The sequence below is a fragment of the Microbacterium sp. NPDC058389 genome (assembly GCF_042722305.1).
Taxonomy (GTDB): domain Bacteria; phylum Actinomycetota; class Actinomycetes; order Actinomycetales; family Microbacteriaceae; genus Microbacterium.
The window spans coordinates 13,351-32,715 of sequence record NZ_JBHXJQ010000013.1 but is presented as its reverse complement, the minus strand read 5'-3'; the positions used below and the strand labels follow the sequence as shown (position 1 = coordinate 32,715).

Annotated in this window: 19 protein-coding genes; 7 read left to right on the top strand and 12 right to left on the bottom strand. The window is 71.9% G+C overall.

Going from position 1 to position 19,365, the window contains the following annotated elements; all coding sequences use genetic code 11:
* The first annotated feature begins 17 nt into the window (after window positions 1-17).
* On the top strand, window positions 18-446 hold the full coding sequence (locus ACFWJ8_RS15765) for a nitroreductase family deazaflavin-dependent oxidoreductase (protein ID WP_378813296.1): 429 nt from the start codon (window positions 18-20) through the stop codon (window positions 444-446).
* Here ACFWJ8_RS15765 and ACFWJ8_RS15760 read toward each other — a convergent pair.
* On the bottom strand, window positions 443-1,015 hold the full coding sequence (locus ACFWJ8_RS15760) for a TetR/AcrR family transcriptional regulator (RefSeq protein ID WP_378813294.1): 573 nt from the start codon (window positions 1,013-1,015) through the stop codon (window positions 443-445). The genes ACFWJ8_RS15765 and ACFWJ8_RS15760 overlap by 4 nt on opposite strands.
* A gap of 94 nt (window positions 1,016-1,109) precedes the next feature.
* Here ACFWJ8_RS15760 and ACFWJ8_RS15755 point away from each other — a divergent pair, with 94 nt between their 5' ends.
* Window positions 1,110-1,538: a hypothetical protein gene (locus ACFWJ8_RS15755; protein WP_378813292.1), complete on the top strand. Its 429-nt coding sequence runs from the start codon at window positions 1,110-1,112 to the stop codon at window positions 1,536-1,538.
* Window positions 1,539-1,572: 34 nt separating this feature from the next.
* Here the strand turns inward: ACFWJ8_RS15755 and uxaC are convergent, their stop codons facing one another.
* The gene (gene uxaC / locus ACFWJ8_RS15750) at window positions 1,573-2,982 is read right to left on the bottom strand and encodes a glucuronate isomerase (RefSeq protein WP_378813290.1); all 1,410 of its coding nucleotides are present in this window, start codon (window positions 2,980-2,982) and stop codon (window positions 1,573-1,575) included.
* A gap of 24 nt (window positions 2,983-3,006) precedes the next feature.
* Window positions 3,007-4,023 (bottom strand): LacI family DNA-binding transcriptional regulator, encoded by a 1,017-nt coding sequence (locus ACFWJ8_RS15745; protein ID WP_378813288.1) that lies wholly within the window; start codon window positions 4,021-4,023, stop codon window positions 3,007-3,009.
* A 152-nt stretch (window positions 4,024-4,175) separates the two neighbouring features.
* Here ACFWJ8_RS15745 and ACFWJ8_RS15740 point away from each other — a divergent pair, with 152 nt between their 5' ends.
* Genes ACFWJ8_RS15740 through ACFWJ8_RS15720 form a run of 5 tightly spaced genes read left to right on the top strand, consistent with a single transcriptional unit; the run spans window position 4,176 to window position 9,592 of the window.
* On the top strand, window positions 4,176-5,024 hold the full coding sequence (locus ACFWJ8_RS15740) for a sugar phosphate isomerase/epimerase family protein (protein ID WP_378813286.1): 849 nt from the start codon (window positions 4,176-4,178) through the stop codon (window positions 5,022-5,024).
* Window positions 5,021-6,181 (top strand): Gfo/Idh/MocA family protein, encoded by a 1,161-nt coding sequence (locus ACFWJ8_RS15735; protein ID WP_378813284.1) that lies wholly within the window; start codon window positions 5,021-5,023, stop codon window positions 6,179-6,181. The genes ACFWJ8_RS15740 and ACFWJ8_RS15735 overlap by 4 nt, the downstream gene beginning before the upstream one ends.
* A complete protein-coding gene (locus ACFWJ8_RS15730) occupies window positions 6,178-7,488 on the top strand; it encodes a mannitol dehydrogenase family protein (RefSeq protein ID WP_378813282.1) in 1,311 nt (436 codons plus the stop codon). Before ACFWJ8_RS15735 ends, ACFWJ8_RS15730 begins: the two co-directional genes overlap by 4 nt.
* On the top strand, window positions 7,485-8,723 hold the full coding sequence (manD, locus tag ACFWJ8_RS15725; protein WP_378813279.1) for a D-mannonate dehydratase ManD: 1,239 nt from the start codon (window positions 7,485-7,487) through the stop codon (window positions 8,721-8,723). The genes ACFWJ8_RS15730 and manD overlap by 4 nt, the downstream gene beginning before the upstream one ends.
* Before the next feature lie 11 nt (window positions 8,724-8,734).
* Complete coding sequence (locus tag ACFWJ8_RS15720) at window positions 8,735-9,592, top strand: sugar phosphate isomerase/epimerase family protein (protein ID WP_378813277.1); 858 nt, start codon at window positions 8,735-8,737, stop codon at window positions 9,590-9,592.
* A 58-nt stretch (window positions 9,593-9,650) separates the two neighbouring features.
* On the opposite strand, the gene ACFWJ8_RS15715 is transcribed toward ACFWJ8_RS15720, so the two are convergent.
* The 9 genes from ACFWJ8_RS15715 to ACFWJ8_RS15675 all read right to left on the bottom strand — a co-directional run bounded on the left by ACFWJ8_RS15715 (window position 9,651) and on the right by ACFWJ8_RS15675 (window position 19,317).
* Window positions 9,651-10,748, bottom strand: a complete 1,098-nt coding sequence (locus tag ACFWJ8_RS15715; protein ID WP_378813275.1) for a Gfo/Idh/MocA family protein — start codon at window positions 10,746-10,748, stop codon at window positions 9,651-9,653.
* Window positions 10,733-11,647 (bottom strand): hypothetical protein, encoded by a 915-nt coding sequence (locus tag ACFWJ8_RS15710; RefSeq protein ID WP_378813274.1) that lies wholly within the window; start codon window positions 11,645-11,647, stop codon window positions 10,733-10,735. The genes ACFWJ8_RS15715 and ACFWJ8_RS15710 overlap by 16 nt, the downstream gene beginning before the upstream one ends.
* Entirely contained in the window at window positions 11,644-12,933 is a 1,290-nt protein-coding gene (locus ACFWJ8_RS15705; RefSeq protein ID WP_378813273.1) for an ROK family transcriptional regulator, read from the bottom strand. The genes ACFWJ8_RS15710 and ACFWJ8_RS15705 overlap by 4 nt, the downstream gene beginning before the upstream one ends.
* On the bottom strand, window positions 12,930-14,186 hold the full coding sequence (locus ACFWJ8_RS15700; RefSeq protein ID WP_378813272.1) for an enolase C-terminal domain-like protein: 1,257 nt from the start codon (window positions 14,184-14,186) through the stop codon (window positions 12,930-12,932). The genes ACFWJ8_RS15705 and ACFWJ8_RS15700 overlap by 4 nt, the downstream gene beginning before the upstream one ends.
* A 20-nt stretch (window positions 14,187-14,206) precedes the next feature.
* Window positions 14,207-15,088: an NAD-dependent epimerase/dehydratase family protein gene (locus tag ACFWJ8_RS15695; protein ID WP_378813271.1), complete on the bottom strand. Its 882-nt coding sequence runs from the start codon at window positions 15,086-15,088 to the stop codon at window positions 14,207-14,209.
* Window positions 15,085-16,056, bottom strand: coding sequence for a carbohydrate ABC transporter permease (locus ACFWJ8_RS15690; protein ID WP_378813270.1), 972 nt, complete (start codon window positions 16,054-16,056; stop codon window positions 15,085-15,087). The genes ACFWJ8_RS15695 and ACFWJ8_RS15690 overlap by 4 nt, the downstream gene beginning before the upstream one ends.
* Window positions 16,053-16,967, bottom strand: a complete 915-nt coding sequence (locus tag ACFWJ8_RS15685) for a carbohydrate ABC transporter permease (protein WP_378813268.1) — start codon at window positions 16,965-16,967, stop codon at window positions 16,053-16,055. The genes ACFWJ8_RS15690 and ACFWJ8_RS15685 overlap by 4 nt, the downstream gene beginning before the upstream one ends.
* A 100-nt stretch (window positions 16,968-17,067) precedes the next feature.
* The gene (locus tag ACFWJ8_RS15680; RefSeq protein ID WP_378813266.1) at window positions 17,068-18,450 is read right to left on the bottom strand and encodes an ABC transporter substrate-binding protein; all 1,383 of its coding nucleotides are present in this window, start codon (window positions 18,448-18,450) and stop codon (window positions 17,068-17,070) included.
* Window positions 18,451-18,630: 180 nt separating this feature from the next.
* Window positions 18,631-19,317, bottom strand: coding sequence for an alpha/beta fold hydrolase (locus tag ACFWJ8_RS15675; protein ID WP_378813263.1), 687 nt, complete (start codon window positions 19,315-19,317; stop codon window positions 18,631-18,633).
* Window positions 19,318-19,365: the final 48 nt, after the last annotated feature.

Sequence of the window (19,365 nt, the reverse complement as noted above, 5' to 3'; positions counted from 1 at the left end):
CAGACGGAGGACGCGAGATGTCTGACCCCAACGACTGGAACGCGCACACGATCGCCGAGTTCCGCGCCAACAAGGGCAAGGTCGGCGGCTACTTCGAGGGCGCGCCGATCGTGCTGATGCATCACCGCGGACGCAAGAGCGGCGCCGAGCACGTGACCCCGGTGATGTACCTCGCGAACGAGTCGGATCCCGACAGCATCTACGTCTTCGCGAGCAAGGCCGGCGCACCCACGAACCCGGCCTGGTACTACAACCTGCGGGACGCGGGCGCCGGTCGCGTCGAGGTCGGCGAGGAGCAGTACCCGGTGACCGTGAGCGAGGTCCGCGGCGCCGACCGGGACCGGATCTATGCCGAGCAGGTGCGCCGGTTCCCGGGCTTCGGCGAGTACGAGGTGCGCACGGAGGGCGTCCGCACGATCCCCGTGCTGGAACTGCGCCGGGCCTAGCGCGGCCGCGTCGCCGGCGCGCCCTCCAGCTGCGTCGCGAACACCGCCGCCGCGTGGTCGAGCGGAGCGAGGCTGCGCTCCGCCCGGCACAGCACGACGGCGCCCTCGCTGATCGCGAGGAGCGCCGTCGCCTGCTGCGCGGCGGTGCCGGCATCCATCCCTCCGGATGCGAAGAGCTCGGCGAGACGGCGCTGCCAGGCGGTGAAGACGCCGCCCGCGGCGTCGAGGAGCGCTGCGGAGTCCGCGGCGACGGTCACGGCCAGCACCGAGCAGCCGGCGCGATAGTGCGTGCGCGTGAGCAGGGTGCGCCAGGAGGCGAAGAAGCGGTCGGCGACGTCTCGCGCCGGGTGACCGTCGAGGCCCGCGAGCTGGTCGAGCGAGCGTCGCGCCGCGCGCTCCAGTGCGGCGGCGATGAGCTCGTCCTTGCCGCCCGGGAAGTGGTGGTAGACGGATCCGCGCGGTGCCTCGGCGAGCTCGAGCACCTCGGCGATCGACGCCCCCTGCAGCCCCCGCGTCGCGAGCAGGCGGATCGCTGCGTCGATCATGCGGTCGCGCGTGCCGGCTTCCATCGTTCTCCGTTCGGCGGCCGTCTCTTGACCGCGGTGACTCGAGGGTAGATGATGCTCATAATATGACGGTCGTCATACATAGAGGAGGCGCACCATGCCGATGATCGACATCTACGCGACGGCCGGGACCTTCCCCGATCCGCATCGGCTGGCGAGGGATGCCGCCGCCGCCGTCATGCGGGTCGAGCAGGTGCCCGACATCCCGATGTTCCGCAGCAACACCGCCGCGTTCGTCCACGAGCTCCCGCCCGGCGCGATCTCGAACGTCGACGGGGACGGCGGCTACGTGCGCGTCCAGGTGCTGACGAACGCCGGCGCCCTCGATCGCGACAAGCAGCTCGCCGTCGTGGCCGAGCTGACCGCGCTCGCCGCCGCCGCGGCGGGCGATCCGGCGCTCGCCGAGCGCACGTGGGTGCTGCTCACCGAGGCGCCGGCCGGCGGGTGGGGCCTGTGGGGGCACGCCCACACGAACGAGGAGCTGGTCGTCGCCGCACGCGCCGAGATCGCGCGCCTGCAGGCCTGACACGCCTGGAAGCGGCCGGCCGGCGATCGGCGGCTCAGCCGTCCAGGCGGAAGACGTGGCGGGGGAGCGGGCCGACGAGGTCCGCGGCGATGCGGTGCGCCTCCGCCTCGGGGAGGCGGCCGGTGGCGACGAGAGTGGCGAGCCACCCGGCATCCATCCGCCTCGCGACGTCGTGGCGGGCGGGGATCGACAGGAACGCGCGGGTGTCGTCGATGAAGCCGCTCGTCTTGTAGAAGCCGGCGGCGTCGGTGACCGCCTCGCGGTAGCGGCGGATGCCGTCGGGGGAGTCGAGGAACCACCACGGCGCCCCTGCGAACACCGCGGGGTAGAAGCCGGCGAGCGGGGCGATCTCGCGGCTGAACGAGGTCTCGTCGACGGTGAACAGCACGAGCCGGAACGCCGGGTCGGTGCCGAAGTCGCGCAGCAGCTCCCGCAGCGGCACGGAGTACGACGTCGGCAGCGGCAGGTCGTGGCCGGTGTCGGGCCCGAAGCGCTCCAGGGTCGGGGTGTGGTGGCCCCGCAGCACTCCCGGGTGCAGCTGCATCACGAGGCCGTCTTCGGCCGACATGCGGGCGAGCTCCCACAGCATGTGCGCGCGATACGCGGCGGCATCGGATGCCGGCACGTCGCCCGCCCGCGCCGCGGCGTGGATGCGCTCCAGCTCGGCGGGTTCGGCGCGTACCGCCCACGCCTCGGCGACGCCGGTGTCGGTGGAGGTGGCGCCGGCGGCGCGGAAGACCGCGCGCCGGTCCTCCAGCGCGGCCACGAGGCCCGCGTGCGTGCCGCAGTCGATGCCGCTCGCAGCGGTCAGATCGTCGAGCGCCGTGCGCCAGCCGGGCGCCGACGGATCGAGAAAGCGATCGGGGCGGAAGGTCGGGATCACGCGCCCGCTCCACGAGGGGTCGGCGGTCAGCGCGCGATGCGCGGCGAGGTCGTCGGCGGGGTCGTCCGTGGTCGCGAGCACGTCGATGCGGAACTGCTCGTACAGCCGCCGCGGGCGGGACGCCGGATCGGCGATCCAGGCCGTGATCGCGTCGAACTGCTGGTCCGCGTTCGCCGCGGAGGGATGCCGGTCGAGTCCGATCACGTTCTGCAGCGTGTCTTCGAGCCACACCCGCACCGGCGTCGCCGCGAACACGTGCCAGTGCGATGCGAACGCGCGCCACACCTCGCGCGGCGGGGCGGCCGCGCCGGCGGGACCGCGACCCAGCGCGTCGAGCGGGACGCCGTGGGCGTGCAGCAGCCGCAGCACGTAGTGGTCGGGGGTGACGAGCAGGTCGGCGGGGTCGGCGAACGGCGCGTCGTCGAGCAGCAGCCGGGCATCGACATGACCGTGCGGCGACACGATCGGCGCGTCGGCGACCGCGGCGTGCAGCTCCGCCGCGAGGCGGCGCACGCCGGCGTCGGCGGGGAACAGGCGGTCGGGTGAGGCGGACAGGCGCACGGGGTTCCGTTCGGAGGCGGCGGGTCAGGCGGACGCGGGCGCGGGGCCGCTGCTGCGGCGGGCGCGGAGGTAGGTGGGCAGGATCGCGCGCGTGCGGCCGGAGCCCGTGCCCGCGATCGTGTGGAGCAGCATCGTGACGGCGACGCGTCCGGCCTCTTCGATCGGCGCGGCGATCGTCGTCAGCGGCGGGTCGCAGAAGTCGGCGCCGAAGATGTCGTCGCAGCCGACGATCGACAGGTCCTCGGGCACGCGCACGCCGCGCTCGCGGAGGCGCCGCAGCATGCCGAAGGCCAGCACGTCGTTGAACACGATGCACGCGGTGGCCGTGCCGACGACGGCGTCGGCGGCCGTCGCGCCGGCCTCGGCGTGCGGCATCCACGGTCCGCTCTGCTGCAGGTCGACGTCGAGCTCGGCTGCCGTCGACTGCAGCGCCTGCCAGCGCCGCGCACTCGACCACGAGTCGGCGGGGCCGCCGACGTACGCGATGCGGCGGTGGCCGAGCGAGCGCAGGTGCAGCAGCGCCTGGCGTGCGCCGTCGGGCGTGTCGATGATGACGCTCGGCACGCCGGGGACGTCGCGGTTGACGGTCACGAGCGGCTGCCGCTGAGCGAGGGTCGCCAGCTGCCGTTCGTCCAGGCGCGACGCGGCGAGGATCACGCCGTCCGCCGACTTGCGCATCAGGTCGATGGTGTCGGCCTCGATCTCGGCCGACTCCTCGGTGTCGACGAGCAGCTGCGCGTAGCCCGCCGCCCGCAGCTGCCGCTGCGCCCCGCGGATGAGGCCGAAGTAGAAGGGGTTGGCGATGTCGGGCACGAGCAGCGCGACCGTGCGCGTGGTGCCCGAGACCAGCGACCGCGCGTGCGAGCTCGGCACGTACGACAGCTCGTTGGCGGCCGCCACGACGCGCTGCCGTGTCGCTTCGCTCACGCGCCCGGGCACGGTCAGCGCGCGCGAGACGGTCGAGGTCGCGACGCCCGCGAGACGCGCGACGTCGCCGATGGTCGCGGGGCGCGGGGTTGCGGCATCCGTGTCTTCGCTCATGCCTCTCCCTTCCAGCCGCCTGTTCTGAAGCGGTGGATGCCGGCGGTCGGTGTGAGCCTAGCCATGGTGGCAATCATTGGCAAACGATTGCACGTCGCTGCGCGGCGCGACTAGCCTGATCCCCGCACACGCTCCCCCCGAACGAGAATGCGATGACGAACGACACGAGCACGACCTGGCAGCTGTCCGGCTTCGGCGACGAGATCGACCCCGACCCGCGCATCCAGTGCGCCGTGCTGTCGGCGCTCGGCGCCCGGCACATCGAGGTGCGCTCGGCGTGGGGCGTCAACATCGTCGACCTCGACGACGACCGTCTTGCGGCCCTCGCCGCGACGATCCGCGACGCGGGCATGGGCGTCTCGGCCATCGCGTCGCCCATCGGCAAGAGCGAGCTGAGCGAGCCCGTCGAGTTCGAGCTCGGCCGCCTCGACCGCGCGCTGCGCGCGGCCGACGTGCTCGGCTCGCGCTACATCCGCCTGTTCTCGTTCTGGTGCCACGAACCGGATGCCGCCGCCCGCGGCCGTGACGAGATCATGGGCCGCATGGGCACGTGGGCCGCGCGCGCCGAGCAGGCGGGCGTCACGCTCGTCCACGAGAACGAGAAGCACATCTACGGCGACGTGCCCGAACGGGTGCTCGACATCGTGCAGACGGTCGACTCGCCCGCCCTGCGCCTGGCGTGGGACAACGCCAACTTCGTGCAGGTCGGCGTGCGCCCGATCACGGACGGGTGGGCGCAGCTCGCGCCGTACGTCGCCTACCTGCAGGTCAAGGACGCCCGGATCGCCGGCGGCGAAGTGGTGCCCGCCGGCGAGGGCGACGGCGAGCTGCGCGAGACGATCGCGAACCTCAGGGATGCGGGCTTCTCCGGCTTCGCATCGCTCGAACCCCACCTCGCCGACGTCACCGCCACCGGCGGCTTCTCGGGTGCTGCGGCCTTCGGCCGCGCGGCCCGGGCGTTCCGTTCCCTCACCGACGACGCAGGAGTGACCCTCGCATGACCACGACATCCACCCCTCTCGCCACCGCGATCGTCGGCTGCGGCGTCATCGGCCGCACCCACGTGGAGTCGGTGCTCGCGTTCCCCGAGCTCAGCCTCGTCGCCCTCATCGACCCCGTGCGCGAGCGCGCCGACGCCCTCGCCGACGAGGTCGAGGTCGGCACCGGTGCGCGCCCGCAGGTCTTCGCCTCGATCGAGGACCTCGTTGCGGCATCCGTCCCGGTCCAGCTCGTCGTGATCGGCACGCCGAGCGGCCTGCACGTCGAGCAGGGCGTCGCCGCTCTCGAGGCGGGCGCGCACGTGATCATCGAGAAGCCGCTCGACGTGGACCTGGTGCGGGCGCGCCGGCTCGCCGACGCGGCCCGCGCACACGCCGGTCAGGTGTGCACGATCATCAGCCAGCACCGCTTCGACCCGGCGAGCCGGATCGTGCACGCCGCGATCGAGTCCGGCGGCTTCGGTCGCCTCACCTCCGCGGTCGCGACGGTGCCGTGGTGGCGCTCGCAGGGGTACTACGACTCCGGCGACTGGCGCGGCACATGGGCGCTCGACGGCGGCGGCGCCCTCATGAACCAGGGCGTGCACACGCTCGATCTGCTGCTGTGGTTCCTCGGCCGGCCCGTGTCGGTGAGCGCCGAGTTCGCGCTGCTCGCGCACGAGGGTGTGGAGGTCGAGGACACCGTCGTGGCCACCATCACGTTCGATTCCGGCGCGCTGGCCGTGGTGCACGCGACGACCGCCGGGTACCCGGGGCTCGCCGTCCGCCTGCAGGTGCAGGGCTCGGCGGGTTCCGCCGTGATCGACGCCGACGAGCTGCAGTACATCCATGTGGCAGGCGACGACGTGGCCGCCGACATGGGTCTGCTCGGCGGCGGCAACCAGCGCGACCGCTACGACCTCGAGCCCGCGAACGGCGAGGCGCCCGTCGACGCCACGCAGTCCGCCACCGGCCACGAGCGCCAGTACCGCGACCTGCTCGACGCGGTCAGCGAGGGCCGCGACCCGATCGTGACCGTCGACGAGGCGCTCTTCACCCTCGCGACGGTGCGCGCCGTGTACGCGTCGGCGACGACGGGGCGCAAGGTCGCGATCGACGACGTGCTCGCCGGCGCGTACGACGACGTCGAGCTCGTCGTCCCGATCCCGCAGCGCGCATGAGCACCCCGTCCGTGCGGATCGCGCACGTCGGACTCGGCGCGTTCGTCCGCTCGCACGAGGCCTGGTACACCGAGCTCGCCAACCGGGCCGCCGCGGCGGAGGGCGGCGAGCAGTCGGGCATCGCGGCGTTCACCGTGCGCTCGCCGCGCGCGGCCGAGCAGCTGTCCGCGCGCGGCCACCGGTACCCTCTCGTGCTCCTCGGCCGTGACGGCGAACGCGTCGAATGGATCGAGTCCATCGCCGAGGCCCACGACGGCGCCGACACGACGCGCTGGCGCGAGGCGGCGTCATCCGTCGCCGTCATCACGGTGACGATCACCGAGGCCGGGTATCGCGCGAGCGAGCAGGAGGCCGCCGACGACCGTGAGGCGCTGCGCGCGGGCGTGCTGCCGGTCACGGTGCCCGGCCGGCTCGTCGACGGGCTCCGCGCCCGCCGTGACGCCGGTGCCGGCCCGGTCGCGATCGTCAGCTGCGACAACCTGCGCGACAACGGCGGCGTCCTCGCGCGGGCGGTGCTCGGGCTCGCGCGTGACGTCGACGCCGGCCTCGCGTCGTGGATCGAGCGCAACGTCTCGTTCGTGTCGACCGCCGTCGACCGCATCACCCCCGCCGCCGATCCGGCGATGCTGCCGGACGGGCTGCGCGACGACCCGACCGCGCTCGTCGCGGAGGAGTACGGGTCGTGGATCCTCTCGGGCGGCTTCCCCGCCGGGCGCCCCGCGTGGGAGGTCGCCGGCGCCGAGTTCGTCGACGACATCGTGCCGTACGAGCTGCGCAAGCTCTGGCTGCTCAACGCCGGGCACACCCTGCTCGCGTCGCTCGGGCTGCTGCGCGGGCACGAGACCGTCGCCCGAGCGATGGACGATCCGGTGTGCCGCGCGGCCCTCGACGAGTTGTGGACGGACGCCGCCGACGTGCTGCCCTTCGCGCCCGACGAGATCGCGCGCGTGCGCTCCGCGATCGCCGAGCGCTTCGAGAACCCCCGCATCCGTCACGAGCTGCGCCAGATCGCCCGCGACAGCGCGCTCAAGCTGCGCGAACGCGTGGTCCCCGTCATCGCCGAGCGCCTCGCGCGCGGGCTCGGTCCCGGCGACGGCGAGCTCACCGCGCTGGCCGCCTGGGGCGCCGCCGTCCGCGCGGGCGTGCTCGAGGGCCCGGCGCTCGGTGCGACGGGAGAGGATGCCGCCGCCGCCGCGGCCACGATCGTGCAGACCCTCGCCCCCGAGCTCGCCGCGTCGCGCGACGGCGCCGAGGTGACGGCATCCACCGCTCTTCTCATCCGCACTCTCGAAGGGAACGCATCGTGATCATCGACAAGGCCGAGGTGATCGTCACCAGCCCGAACCGCAACTTCGTCACGCTGAAGCTCACGACCGACGACGGGCTCACCGGCCTCGGCGACGCCACCCTCAACGGGCGCGAGCTCGCGGTCGTCGCCTATCTCACCGAGCATGTCGTGCCGCTGCTGCTCGGCCGGGACGCGCACCGGATCGAGGACACCTGGCAGTTCCTGTACCGGTCGGCCTACTGGCGGCGCGGCCCCGTCACGATGGCCGCGATCGCGGCCGTCGACATGGCGCTGTGGGACATCAAGGGCAAGGCCGCCGGCATGCCCGTCTACCAGCTGCTCGGCGGCGCGTCGCGCAACGGCCTGCTCGCCTACGGCCACGCGTCGGGCACCGACCTGCCGTCGCTGTTCGACTCGGTGCGCGACCACCTCGAGCAGGGGTACAAGGCCATCCGCATCCAGACCGCGGTGCCGGGCCTCAAGGCCATCTACGGCATCGCGGCGCAGTCGTCGTTCACCGGCGGCGGCGAGGAGCGGTACGACCACGAGCCCGCCCGCCGTGGCGCACGGCCCGTCGAGGAGGACTGGGACACCCGACCGTACCTCCGCCACCTGCCGACGGTGTTCGAGGCGGTGCGCAACGAGTTCGGCCCCGAGCTCCCGCTGCTGCACGACGGCCACCACCGGATGACCCCCATCCAGGCCGCGAAGCTCGGCAAGGCGCTGGAGCCGTACGACCTGTTCTGGCTCGAGGACTGCACCCCGGCCGAGAACCAGGAGGCGCTGCGCCTGGTGCGCCGGCACACCACGACGCCGCTCGCGATCGGCGAGATCTTCAACACCGTGTGGGACTTCAAGGACATCATCCGCGACCAGCTCATCGACTACGTGCGCGGCGCGGTCACCCACATGGGCGGCATCACGGCGCTCAAGAAGACGCTCGACTACGCGGCGCTCTACCAGATCAAGTCGGGCATGCACGGGCCGACCGACATCTCGCCGGTGGGCATGGCCGCCGCCCTGCACCTGGGGCTCGCGATCCACAACTTCGGCATCCAGGAGTACATGAAGCACGGCACGCGCACCGACGAGGTGTTCCAGCAGTCCTTCACGTGGCAGGACGGCCTGCTGCACCCGGGAGACAAGCCCGGACTCGGCGTGGAGCTCGATCTCGACGAGGCGGGCAAGTACCCGTACGAGCAGGCCTACCTGCCGTACAACCGCCTCTCCGACGGCACCGTTCACGATTGGTGAGGAGACGACACATGGCACGCATCGGCGTACAGGCGATGATGCTGCGGGGCGCCATCGAGGAGCTCGGCGCCTACGAGGCGATCCGCCGCACGGTCGACGTCGGGTATCGGGTCGCCGAGCTGTCGGCGACCCGGCTGACCCCCGAGGTGCTGGCGGAGCTGCGGCGCGCGCAGGACGACTTCGGTTTCGAGGTCTGCTCGACCTCGGCGGGGATCGGGGCCGCCGGGGCCGCCAATCCGTCGCTGGAGACCGAGTTCGACAAGGTGGTCTCCGACACGAAGGCGCTCGGCGCCGGCATGGTGCGCATCGGGATGCTCCCGATCCCGATGCTGCGCTCGCTCGACAGCGTGCTCGAGTTCTGCCGCGTCGCCGACGCGGCGGCGGTCCGCCTCGCCGACGAGGGCATCGCGCTGTACTACCACAACCACCATGTCGAGTTCGCGAAGACCGACGGCCGCTACCTGCTCGACGTCATCGCGGATGCCTCGCCGCACGTCGGGATCGAGCTCGACGTGCACTGGATCCAGCGCGGCGGCCTCGACCCGGTGCGCGTCATCGACCAGTACGCCGGGCGGGTGAAGCTCGTGCACCTCAAGGACTACCGGATCGGCTGGCCGGCCGCGGAGACGATCGATGCCCTCGAGCGCGGTGACCACGCCTCATTCCAGGAGGGCTGGAAGGGGCTGGTGCAGTTCGCCGAGGTCGGCGAGGGCAACCTCGACTGGCCCGCGATCATCGCCCACAGCCTCGACGCCGGGGCGGAGTACCTGCTCGTCGAGCAGGACGAGCTCTACGGCCGCACGGTGTGGGAGTCGCTCGCGATCTCGCGCCGCCACCTCGTCGAGCTCGGGCACGACGCCCTGTTCTGACGCCGCCGGCACGAAGGCCCGACACCCCGCGGGGTGCCGGGCCTTCGTGCGTGGCGACTCAGTCGCGGAGGCCTCCGGGCGCTGTCGACAGCGGCACCACCGGCGGGCGCTCGCACGTCGACGCCACCGTCACGGGGGCGTGCTCGTCCGCGGCGCGCAGCAGCGAGGTCATGACGTCCAGCACGTGCAGCGCGATGTCGCCGCTCGCACGCCCGACGGGGCCGGCGCCGCCCGCCGCCAGGTCGGCGATGCCGTACCCGCGGGCCGCGTCGACGTAGCCGGCGCTCGGCTCGAGGGTCACCCACTCGCCGTCGAGCGCGTGCAGCCGCACGTCGCCGGCGAAGCCGTTCGGGTCGGGCACGACGAGCGAGCCCGCCTCGCCGTGCACCTCGATGTTCGAGGCGCGCGTCGCGACCGCGTCGAAGCTCATCACGAGCGTCGACAGCGCCCCCGACCGGTGGCGCAGCACGCCCGTGACGTGGGTCGCGACGTCGACCGCGATCGTCTCGCCCGCCCGCGCGCCCGAGCCGATGACGCGGGTCTCGCGGGTGCGCGAGGCATCGCCGACGACGGACTCGACCGGGCCGAGCAGGTTCACGAGCGCCGTCACGTAGTACGGCCCCATGTCGAGCAGCGGACCGCCGCCCGGCTGGTAGTAGAAGTCGGGATTCGGATGCCACCGCTCGTGGCCGGGCGTCACCATCGTGGCCGTCGCGGCCACCGGCCGGCCGATGAGCCCGTCGTCGATCGCTCGCCGTGCGGTCTGCACGCCCGTGCCGAGGACCGTGTCGGGGGCGCAGCCGAGGGCGACGCCGGCCGCGTGGGCGGCATCCACCATCGCCCGGGCGTCGGCCATCGTCGCCGCCAGCGGCTTCTCGCCGTAGGTCGCCTTGCCGGCGGCGATGGCCTTGAGCGCGATCTCGGCGTGAGCGGCCGGGATGGTGAGGTTGAGGACGAGGTCGACCTCGGGGTCGGCGACGAGCTCGTCGACGGTGAGGGCCCGCACGCCGAGGTCGGCGGCGACCGCCTCGGCGCGGCCGGGGAGCGCGTCGGCGACGGCGGTGACCCGCACGGCGTCGAGCCGTTCGAACGTCGACAGGTAGGCGCCCGAGATCGCGCCGAGGCCGACGATCCCGATTCTCAGCGGCTGGTCCATGGTTGTTGTGCCTTTCGTGGCGTCGGCGTCGCGTGGGGGAGCGGCGCGACGCGGGTGAGGGAGAGCGAGAACTCGGCCGCCACGGCACCGTGGGCGGGGACGACGATGGGGCCGAGCGTCTGTTCGGTGTGGTCGTACGGACGGGAGGCGGGTTCCAGCGCGATCGTGCTGGTCGCTCCCCACCAGGGGAATCCGGGGGTGAAGCGATGCTCCTGCCACACGTGCAGCTGTGGGAAGAGCACGGGATCCCAGGCCAGGACGGCATCCCATCCGCCGCCGCGCAGGCGGGCGAGGCCGCGCGCGCCGGACGGCACCGACTGGAAGCCGCCGTGCCCTTCGCCGGGCTGCGGGAAGCGCACGTCGACGACGTCGCCGTCGACCATCAGCGATGCTCCGGGGCTCGCCAGCACCTCGGCGAACGCCGGGTGCTCCGTCCACGTGACGGCGACGTCGCCGCCCGACGTGTTCTCGAGGCGCTGCTGCACGCGCACGCCGTCGGCGGTCGCCTCGGTGCGGCGGCGCAGCAGCAGCGGCACCGTGGCGAGCGCCACCTCGAGCGTGCACGAGGCGTCGTCGAGGGCGACGGTGCGCCACCGACGCCAGGCCGCCTCGCCGTGGAACGGGTGCGCGACCCCGTCCACGGTGCGGTCGTCGCCGGCGTTGGGGAGAAGTGGATGCCACCCCCCGGCGTAGCGCTCGTGCCAGCGCCGGTTGGAGTCGACGGTGGGCGGCGACTCGGGCACCTCGGTGTCGCGGCCGTCCAGCCGCAGCAGGAACTCGGTGCCCGAGGCGGTGTCGACGATCGACGAGATGCGCGCTCCGGACTCGTGGACGGCCACGGCGAAGCCGCCGCCGGGCGAGCGCAACGCGTGCCGGCGGCCGGGGTCAGCGGCGGTCATCGCAGATCGTACGGCTGCGTGCGCCGGACCATCGGGGCGAACGAGGCGTGGAAGATCGTCGATGCGGCGCCGATGGCGCCGGCCTCGCCGGTCACCACCGAGCGCTCGACGGCGACGGTGCGCGCGCGGTGCGCCGTCGGCATCGTGTTGACGGCGCGTTCGATGGTCGACACCACGATCTCCTGCAGCTCGGGCTCGAACGCCGGGCCGCCGACGACGATCGTCGACAGGTCGAGCACGTCGACGAGCGCCGAAGCGCCGAGGGCGATGACGTCGGCCACCTGCTGCACCGCGGCGATCACGGTGGCGTCGCCCGCGCTGATCTCGGCGCAGAACTCGCGGTAGGTCGTCGCGGTGCCGGCGTAGCCGAGCTCGCGCGCGATCTCGGGGATCGCGACAGGCGGGTTGCACTCGCGCACGAGCTCCGGGCGGCCCGACCCGTCGACGCGGCCCAGCCGGATCGCGCACAGCTGGCCGAACTCGCCGGCGTTGCTGCTCACCCCGCGGTACGCCTCGCCGTTGAGCACGAGGCCGGAGCCCATGCCGGTGCCGAAGTAGAGGTACACGAAGTCCTGCGCGCGGGCCGTGCGCCCCACCCAGCGCTCGCCCACGGCGGCGGCGGTGCCGTCCTTCTCGACGACGACCGGGTACGGCAGGCGCTCGTCGAGCAGCCGGTGCAGCGGCACGTTGCGCCACGCCTGCGACAGCGGCAGGTCCAGCAGGTCGCCGTCGGCGGTGATCGGTCCCGGCACGGCGACGCCGACCCCCAGGAACGTGCCGCGGTCGATCTTCGACGTGGCCAGCACGTCCTCCACGTTCACCGCGATGAGCTCGACCAGGTCGGCCGGCGACACCTCGGAGTCGAGATGGATGCTGCGCCGCTCCAGCTCCCGCGCGTCGAGGTCGACGAGCACGACCGACACCACGTCGGGGTCGACGAGGATGCCGACCGCGTGCGCGGCCTCGGCCCGCAGGCGCACCGGGGTGCGGGGCTTGCCGAGCCGCTCGGAGCGGGTCTGCTCGCCCTCCGCGAGCAGTTGCCGTTCCAGCAGGACGCGCAGGATGCGCGACACCGACTGCTGCGTGAGGCCGGTGCGCTCGGCGATCTCGGTGCGGCTGATGGTGCCGGCCTGGCGGATGGTCTCGATGATCGCGACCTCGTTGAACGATCCGAGGTCGTGCTGGTTGGCGCCGGGGCGGTCGCGGTCGTTGACGGCGCGCGGGTTGCGGCGCGAGTTCGGCGCCGTCGCCGTCCGACGGGTGCTGCGATCGGTGGTGTCGGTCACGGTGCCTCCAGTGCTCCATCGGGGCGTCGTACACCGGCAGCCCATGCGTCATGCCCGGACAGCTCGGCCGGGAATCGTGCAGCGGCGTCCTCGTCGATGTCGATCCCCCAGCCCGGCGCTTCATTGGGCCGAAGCCAGCCGTCCTCGATGCGCAGAGTACCGGGAAACACCTCGTGCGTGGCGTCGTTGTAGACGTGACCCTCCTGGATGCCGAACGCCGCCGAGGTCACGTCCAGGGCGACGTTCGCGGCCGCGCCGATGGGCGACGTGTCGCCCGGGCCGTGCCAGGCGGTGCGCACGCCGCTGAGCTCGGCGAGGTCGGCGATCTTGCGCGCGGGCGTCAGCCCGCCGATGTCGGACACATGGCTGCGGATGAAGTCCACCCCGCCGTCGCGCACCAGATGCACCGCGTCGGTGAGCGACGTCGTGAGCTCGCCGACGGCGATCGGCGTGCCCGACGCCGCGCGCACCTCGGGCAGCCGGTCCCAGTGCTCGGGCGGCAGCACGTCCTCCAGGAAGAACAGCCGGTACGGCTCGAGGGTGCGCGCCAGCCACACCGCCTCGGACGGGGTGAGGCGCGAGTGCACGTCGTGCAGCAGCTCGATGTTCTCGGGCAGGGTCTCGCGCGCGGCCTCGAACAGCGCCGGCACGCGGCGCAGGTAGTCTCGTGCGCTCCACCCGTTGCCGTACGGCGCGTCGGGGTACTCGGTCGGCACCGCCGGTGCGCCGTACCCGCCACCGCCCGGGGTGGACAGCTGCAGGCGCACGTGCCGCCAGCCCTGCGCGATGAGCTCCTGCGCGTGGTCCATCGTCGCCTCGATCGTGCGGCCCGACGCGTGCAGGTAGGTGTCGGCGGCCGCCCGCACCTTGCCGCCGAGCAGCTCGTGCACCGGCATCCCGGCACGCTTGCCGGCGATGTCCCACAGTGCCTGGTCGATGCCCGAGATCGCGTTGTTGGTGACCGGGCCGCCGCGCCAGTAGCCGGAGAACCCGGCGAGCCGGGTGAGGTCGCCGATGTCACCCGGGTAGCGGCCGATGAGCAGGCGTGCCAGGTGCTCCTCGACGAAGGTCACCACCGCGCGGTACCGCTGCGTGAAGGTCGCGCACCCGAGTCCGTACAGGCCGGGCTCGTTCGTGTCGATCCGCACGACCACGAGCGGCGTGCCCTCGGGCGCGGTCGTGATCGCGCGCACCGAGGTGATGCGCAGGTCCTCCCGCGGAGACCACGGGTTGGCGAAGGTGTCGAAGGGCATCGGTGGGCTCCTGGTCGTTTCTACAGATCGTCGGGAAGGTCGAGCGTCTCAAGCGGGATCTCGTGGTGCGCCTCGAACCCGATCAGCTCGCGGGCGGGCGTCAGGTCGATGGGCACCTCGCGCTCCACGAATCGCCGCAGTCGCGGCGCTTGCGGCGCGTACCGCTGCAGCAGGTCCTCGGTGCGGTACGGGGCGAGGGTCGAGTCCGCCGCGAGGAAGAACGCGTGGGCGCCGGTGGTGGATGCCGTCAGCGACAGTTCCACGGCGCGGGCGGCATCCTCCGTCACGAGGTACGACCACCCTTCGCGCAGGCCGTCCCGCGGCGAGGCCGCGATCTCCTCTGCGATCTCGGCCAGGTTGTCGGCGCCGTTCACGTGCGGGAACCGCAGCGTCACGATGTCGATGCCCCAGTGCCGCCAGGCCATGCGCGCGGTGTTCTCGTCGTTGCGCTTGGACAGCGAGTACCAGTCCGCGATGTCGGTGGGGATGTCGGTGTCGAGCGGGTAGTACGCCGGGGTGACCTCGTGGATGTTCTGCGGCAGCCCGTACGAGTTGATGCTGCCGGCGACGACGGCGCGGGGGAGACCTCGCGCCCCCGCCTGGGCGAGCACGTTGAAGGTCGACACCACGTTGGTCGAGTAGACGTCGTACGCCGGGGCGATGTCGCGGTGCGCGAGCGCCGCGAGGTGCACGACGAGGTCGACGCCCTCGAGAGCCCGGGCGACGTCCTCCTGCGAGCGAGTGTCGCCCACGATGACGCGGTCGGCCTCCAGTGCCGGGTTCGCCTCGCGCGAGAGCGCGGTGACGGATGCCCCGGCCCGCTGCAGTCGCGCGCTCGTGACCACCCCGATCCGGCCGGACGCGCCGGTGACGAGCACGCGTGCTCCGTTGAGGTCGCTCATCCCTTGATCCCTCCCGCCGTGCCGACGCCGCGCAGGAACTGCTTCTGGAAGATGAGGAACAGCACCACGGGGATGATGAGGCTGAGGAACACCGCCGCCATCTTCACGGCGAGGGGTGTGGGTCCGCTCGCGAGCGTCGGCAGCATCACCGACACGGGCTGCAGGCCGGGGCTCGGCAGCACCAGCATCGGCCACAGGTAGTCCTTCCACGAGCCGATCGCGGCCAGCAGGGCGACGACGCCGATGATGGGGCGCGACAGCGGCAGCACGATGGTCCACAGCACCCGCAGCGGCCCGGCGCCGTCGATCTTCGCGGCCTCGAGGATCTCGCGGGGGACCGAGTCGAAGAATCGCTTGAGCACCACGACGTTGAACGCGCTCGCCGCGGAGGGCAGCCACACCGCCCAGAAGGTGTTGAGCAGGCTGATGTGGAAGAGCGGAAGGTCGAGCACCGTGAGGTACAGCGGCACGAGCGAGATCACACCGGGGAGGAAGAGGGTGGCGAGGATCGCGCCGCTGAGCAGGGGAGCCCACTTCGGCTTCAGGACGCTCAGGATGTAGGCGGCGAGGATGCTGATGACGAGGGTCGCCAGCGTCGAGCCGAGAGCCACGATCACGGTGTTGCGCAGCGACGAGCCGATCTCGGCCCCGTTCCACGCACGGACGAGGTTGCTCCACTCGTTGGGGGTGAACCAGATGCCCATCGGGTCGGTGATGATGGCCTGCGTGTCGCTGATCGAGGCCTTCGCGGACCACAGCAGCGGTCCGAGACCTGCGAACACGAGACCGACGAGCGCGAGGCCCTGGATGATCCACAGCCAGATGCGGACGCTGCGGCGCTTGCGGTCGGCGAACGAGATCGCCCCGCGCTCCTTGGGCGCCTCCGGGGCGCGGCGGCGGCGCTTGCCGGGACGGTTCACGACGAGGGTGCGGGTCGCCTCGTCGAGCGGCATGTCCTGGTAGGTCATGAGGTGCTCCATCTCCGGGTCGCCCAGAGGTAGACGCCCGACAGTACGCACAGGAACGCCGCCAGCATGACGCTGAGGGCCGTGGCCGCGCCGAAGTCGCCGTAGACGAATGCGTAGTTGTAGATCTTGAGGAGGACGGTCTGGGTCGCGTTGTTCGGACCGCCTCCCGTGAACAGGAACGGCTCTGTGAAGATCTGGAACGTGCCGATGAGCTGGAGCAGCATCATCACGAGGATCACGCCGCGCAGCTGCGGGACGGTCACGTACCACATGCGCTGCCAGATGCTCGCGCCGTCGATCTCGGCCGCCTCGTACAGCTCGGTGCTCACCGAGCGCAGTGCGGCGATGTAGATGATGGCCGTGGAACCCGCGCCCGCCCATGTCGCGTACAGCACGATGGACGGCATCGCCATGGCCTCGGAGTTCAGCCATGGGAACGGCCCGAGTCCGATCCAGCTCAGCATGGTGTTGAACATGCCGGTCGCGGAGGGGTCGTAGAAGAACTTCCACAGCAGGATCGCCGCGACCGGGGGGACGATCGCCGGGAGGTACGCGAGGGCGTTGTAGAGGCCGTCGTACTTGCGCAGCTCGTTGATGAGCACGGCGAGGATGATCGGGATCGGGAAGCCGAAGACGAGCGCCAGCAGCGCGAAGTACGCCGTGTTGCCGACGGCCTGGGCCAGGCCCGGGTCGCTCAGCACGTACTCGAAGTTGCTGATCCCCACCCACTGCGCGGGCAGGATCAGGTTGGTCTTCTGGAAGCTCAGCGTCAGGCCCTGGAGGATGGGGCCCCAGCTGAAGTAGGCGAACACGAGCACGACGGGGATGGCGAACAGCACGGAGTGCAGGCCGCCGCCGAGGTACCAGGTGCGGAGGGTGCGCGGACGGCGGGCGGGAGGGGGCGTCTCCACCGGCCGCGACGGTGCGGTCTTCTCTAGGACTCGGGTCATGATTGCCTCGAATCTCCGGGTGGATGCCGGCGGCCGGGGCCGCCGGCATCCACGTCGGCGATCAGCGCGCTGCCTGCGCGATGATCCCGTCGACCACGCCGTTTGCCTCCTTGATGGTGGCGGCGATGTCGGCGTTCTCGTCGGTGAGGATCTTCTGCACGACCGAGTCGAGCGCGGCGTAGGTCTGCTGCGTCGCAGTCGGCGGCTCGGGGATCAGCGGGAGCGTGGAGTCGACGTAGCCCGAGAAGTGCTCGCGGGGGACGTTGACGTAGTCCTTGATCCAGCCGAGGTAGCGCTCGTCGATGTCGGGCGACACCGGCGGCAGACCGGGGATGCCGACGGGGTTGCCGGCCTCGGCGTCGGCGCTGGCGAGCTCGACGGCCTTGTCCTCGTCGAAGTACTTCTCGAAGTCGTAGAACTTCACCCACCGGGCGGCGGCGAGCAGCTCGTTGGGCGTCGCCTTCGCGTTGAAGAGCTTGAGCGAGCCGCCGGTGAGCGTGCCGTTCTGGCCGTTCGCCTGCGGCAGTGCACCGACGCCGACGGCGTCGGGGTCCATGCCGAAGTCCTTCACGACCATGCCGTAGAGGTCGGGCGCCTGCATGATGATGCCGATCTTGCCGGCGGCGAAGTCCTGACGTGCAGCTTCCTGGTCGTAGAGGAACTGGCTGCCCATCGAGTTGTCCTCCCAGCGCATGTCGTGCAGGAGCTGGAGAGCCTCGGTGGTGGCGTCGCCCATGACGGCCTTCTTGCCGCCCTCGTCCTGGATGGTGCCGCCCATGCTGTAGGTCATGGTGGTCAGCATCCAGCCGCCGGTGTTGTTGGTGGTCAGCTGGGCGTAGCCGGCGACGCCGGGCACCTTCTCGCTGATGATCTTGGCGTCCTCGCGCACCTCGTCCCACGTCGTGGGCGCCTTGTCGGGGTCGAGCCCGGCCTGCTCGAAGATCGCGCGGTTGTAGGCGAGTCCGACTGAGAACAGGCCGGTCGGCACCGAGTAGATGTTGCCGTCGTCGTCCTGCACGTTGGCGAGGGCGAGCGGGTTGAGGTCGTCGACCATGTCGAGTTCTTCGAGGTACGGCGTCATGTTGGGCAGCTGGCCGTTGTCGATCAGCTCGTGGCTGTACGTCAGCGAGACGTTCATGACCGTCGGCAGCGTGCCGCCGGCGAGCTTCGCCTGGAACGTCTGCGCGTCCCAGGCCTCGGTCGAGGTCTTGACGGTGATGTTGGGGTACTGCGACTGGAACTTGTCGATCTGCTTGTCGAACGCCTTGCGGTCGTCGGGCTTGTCAGCCGTCGGGTAGTCGCCGACCGTGATCGTGACGTCCGCCTCGGGGTCGGCCTCGCCCGACGCGGGGGTGTTCCCGCCGCCGCCGCTGCAGGCGGCCAGTGCGGTCAGTGCGCCGATCGTGCCGAGCGCGATGGCTGCGCGAAGTGCTGGTTTCTTCATCGAAACTCCTCGGGGGATTGCAGGTGGTGATCGTGCTGTGACGAGCGATTCGCCAACGTCGACGACTATAAAACCAAGAGTGTTATTAAGTCAACGACTCTCGCGCCGGCCGATCGCACCGGCCTCCTCGTCGACGGTGGCGGAGCGCGGGGCGGCGAGGATCCGATGATTCGCGATCGGTCAGGCGGACTGGTCGAGCAGCAGCTCGGCGACCGCCCGCGGGGCTTCTCGCATCGCGTTGTGCCCGGTCGGGATGTCGTGGACCCGCCAGCCGGGGTCCGACGCAAGGCGGGCGCGCAGCCCGGCGAACGGCGTGTCGTCCTCCCATCCCGAGCAGTAGACGAAGTCACGCCGAGGCACGCGGTCGACGGCACCCGTCAGTCGGACCCGCTGCACGAGGGAGGACAGCGGGTGGGGGCGGCGCCGAGGCTCGCCGCCGTCCGGCGCACGGAAGGGCGGACGGACGGCGTAGCCCGTGTCGGCTGCGCCTTCGATGAACGCGCGGCGGTACGCGTCGGTCGTCAGGGACCAGCAGGAATCTCCGTCGCGCGGAACGTAGGCGTCGAGGTGGACCAGGCGAGAGACGCGGGTCGGTGCGCGGTCGGCCGCGGCCGAGATCACCATGCCGCCGTAGCTGTGGCCGACGAGCGTCGCATCGGTGAGGTCCGCAGCCTGCAGCACGCGCACGATGTCGTCCGCATGCGTGTCGAGGTTGGCGCGCGCCACGGACTCGTCGTCATCGCCCGGTCGCAGGCCCGTCAGCGTCAGAGCATGCACGGTGTGTCCGGCCGTCTCCAGCAGCGGGGTCACGGCGTCGAATGCCCAGGAGCCATGCCATGCGCCGGGGACCAGGATGAACGTCGCCATCTGGACCCTCCTCTCGTGAATTGCGTGCAGGAAGACCAGACGACCATC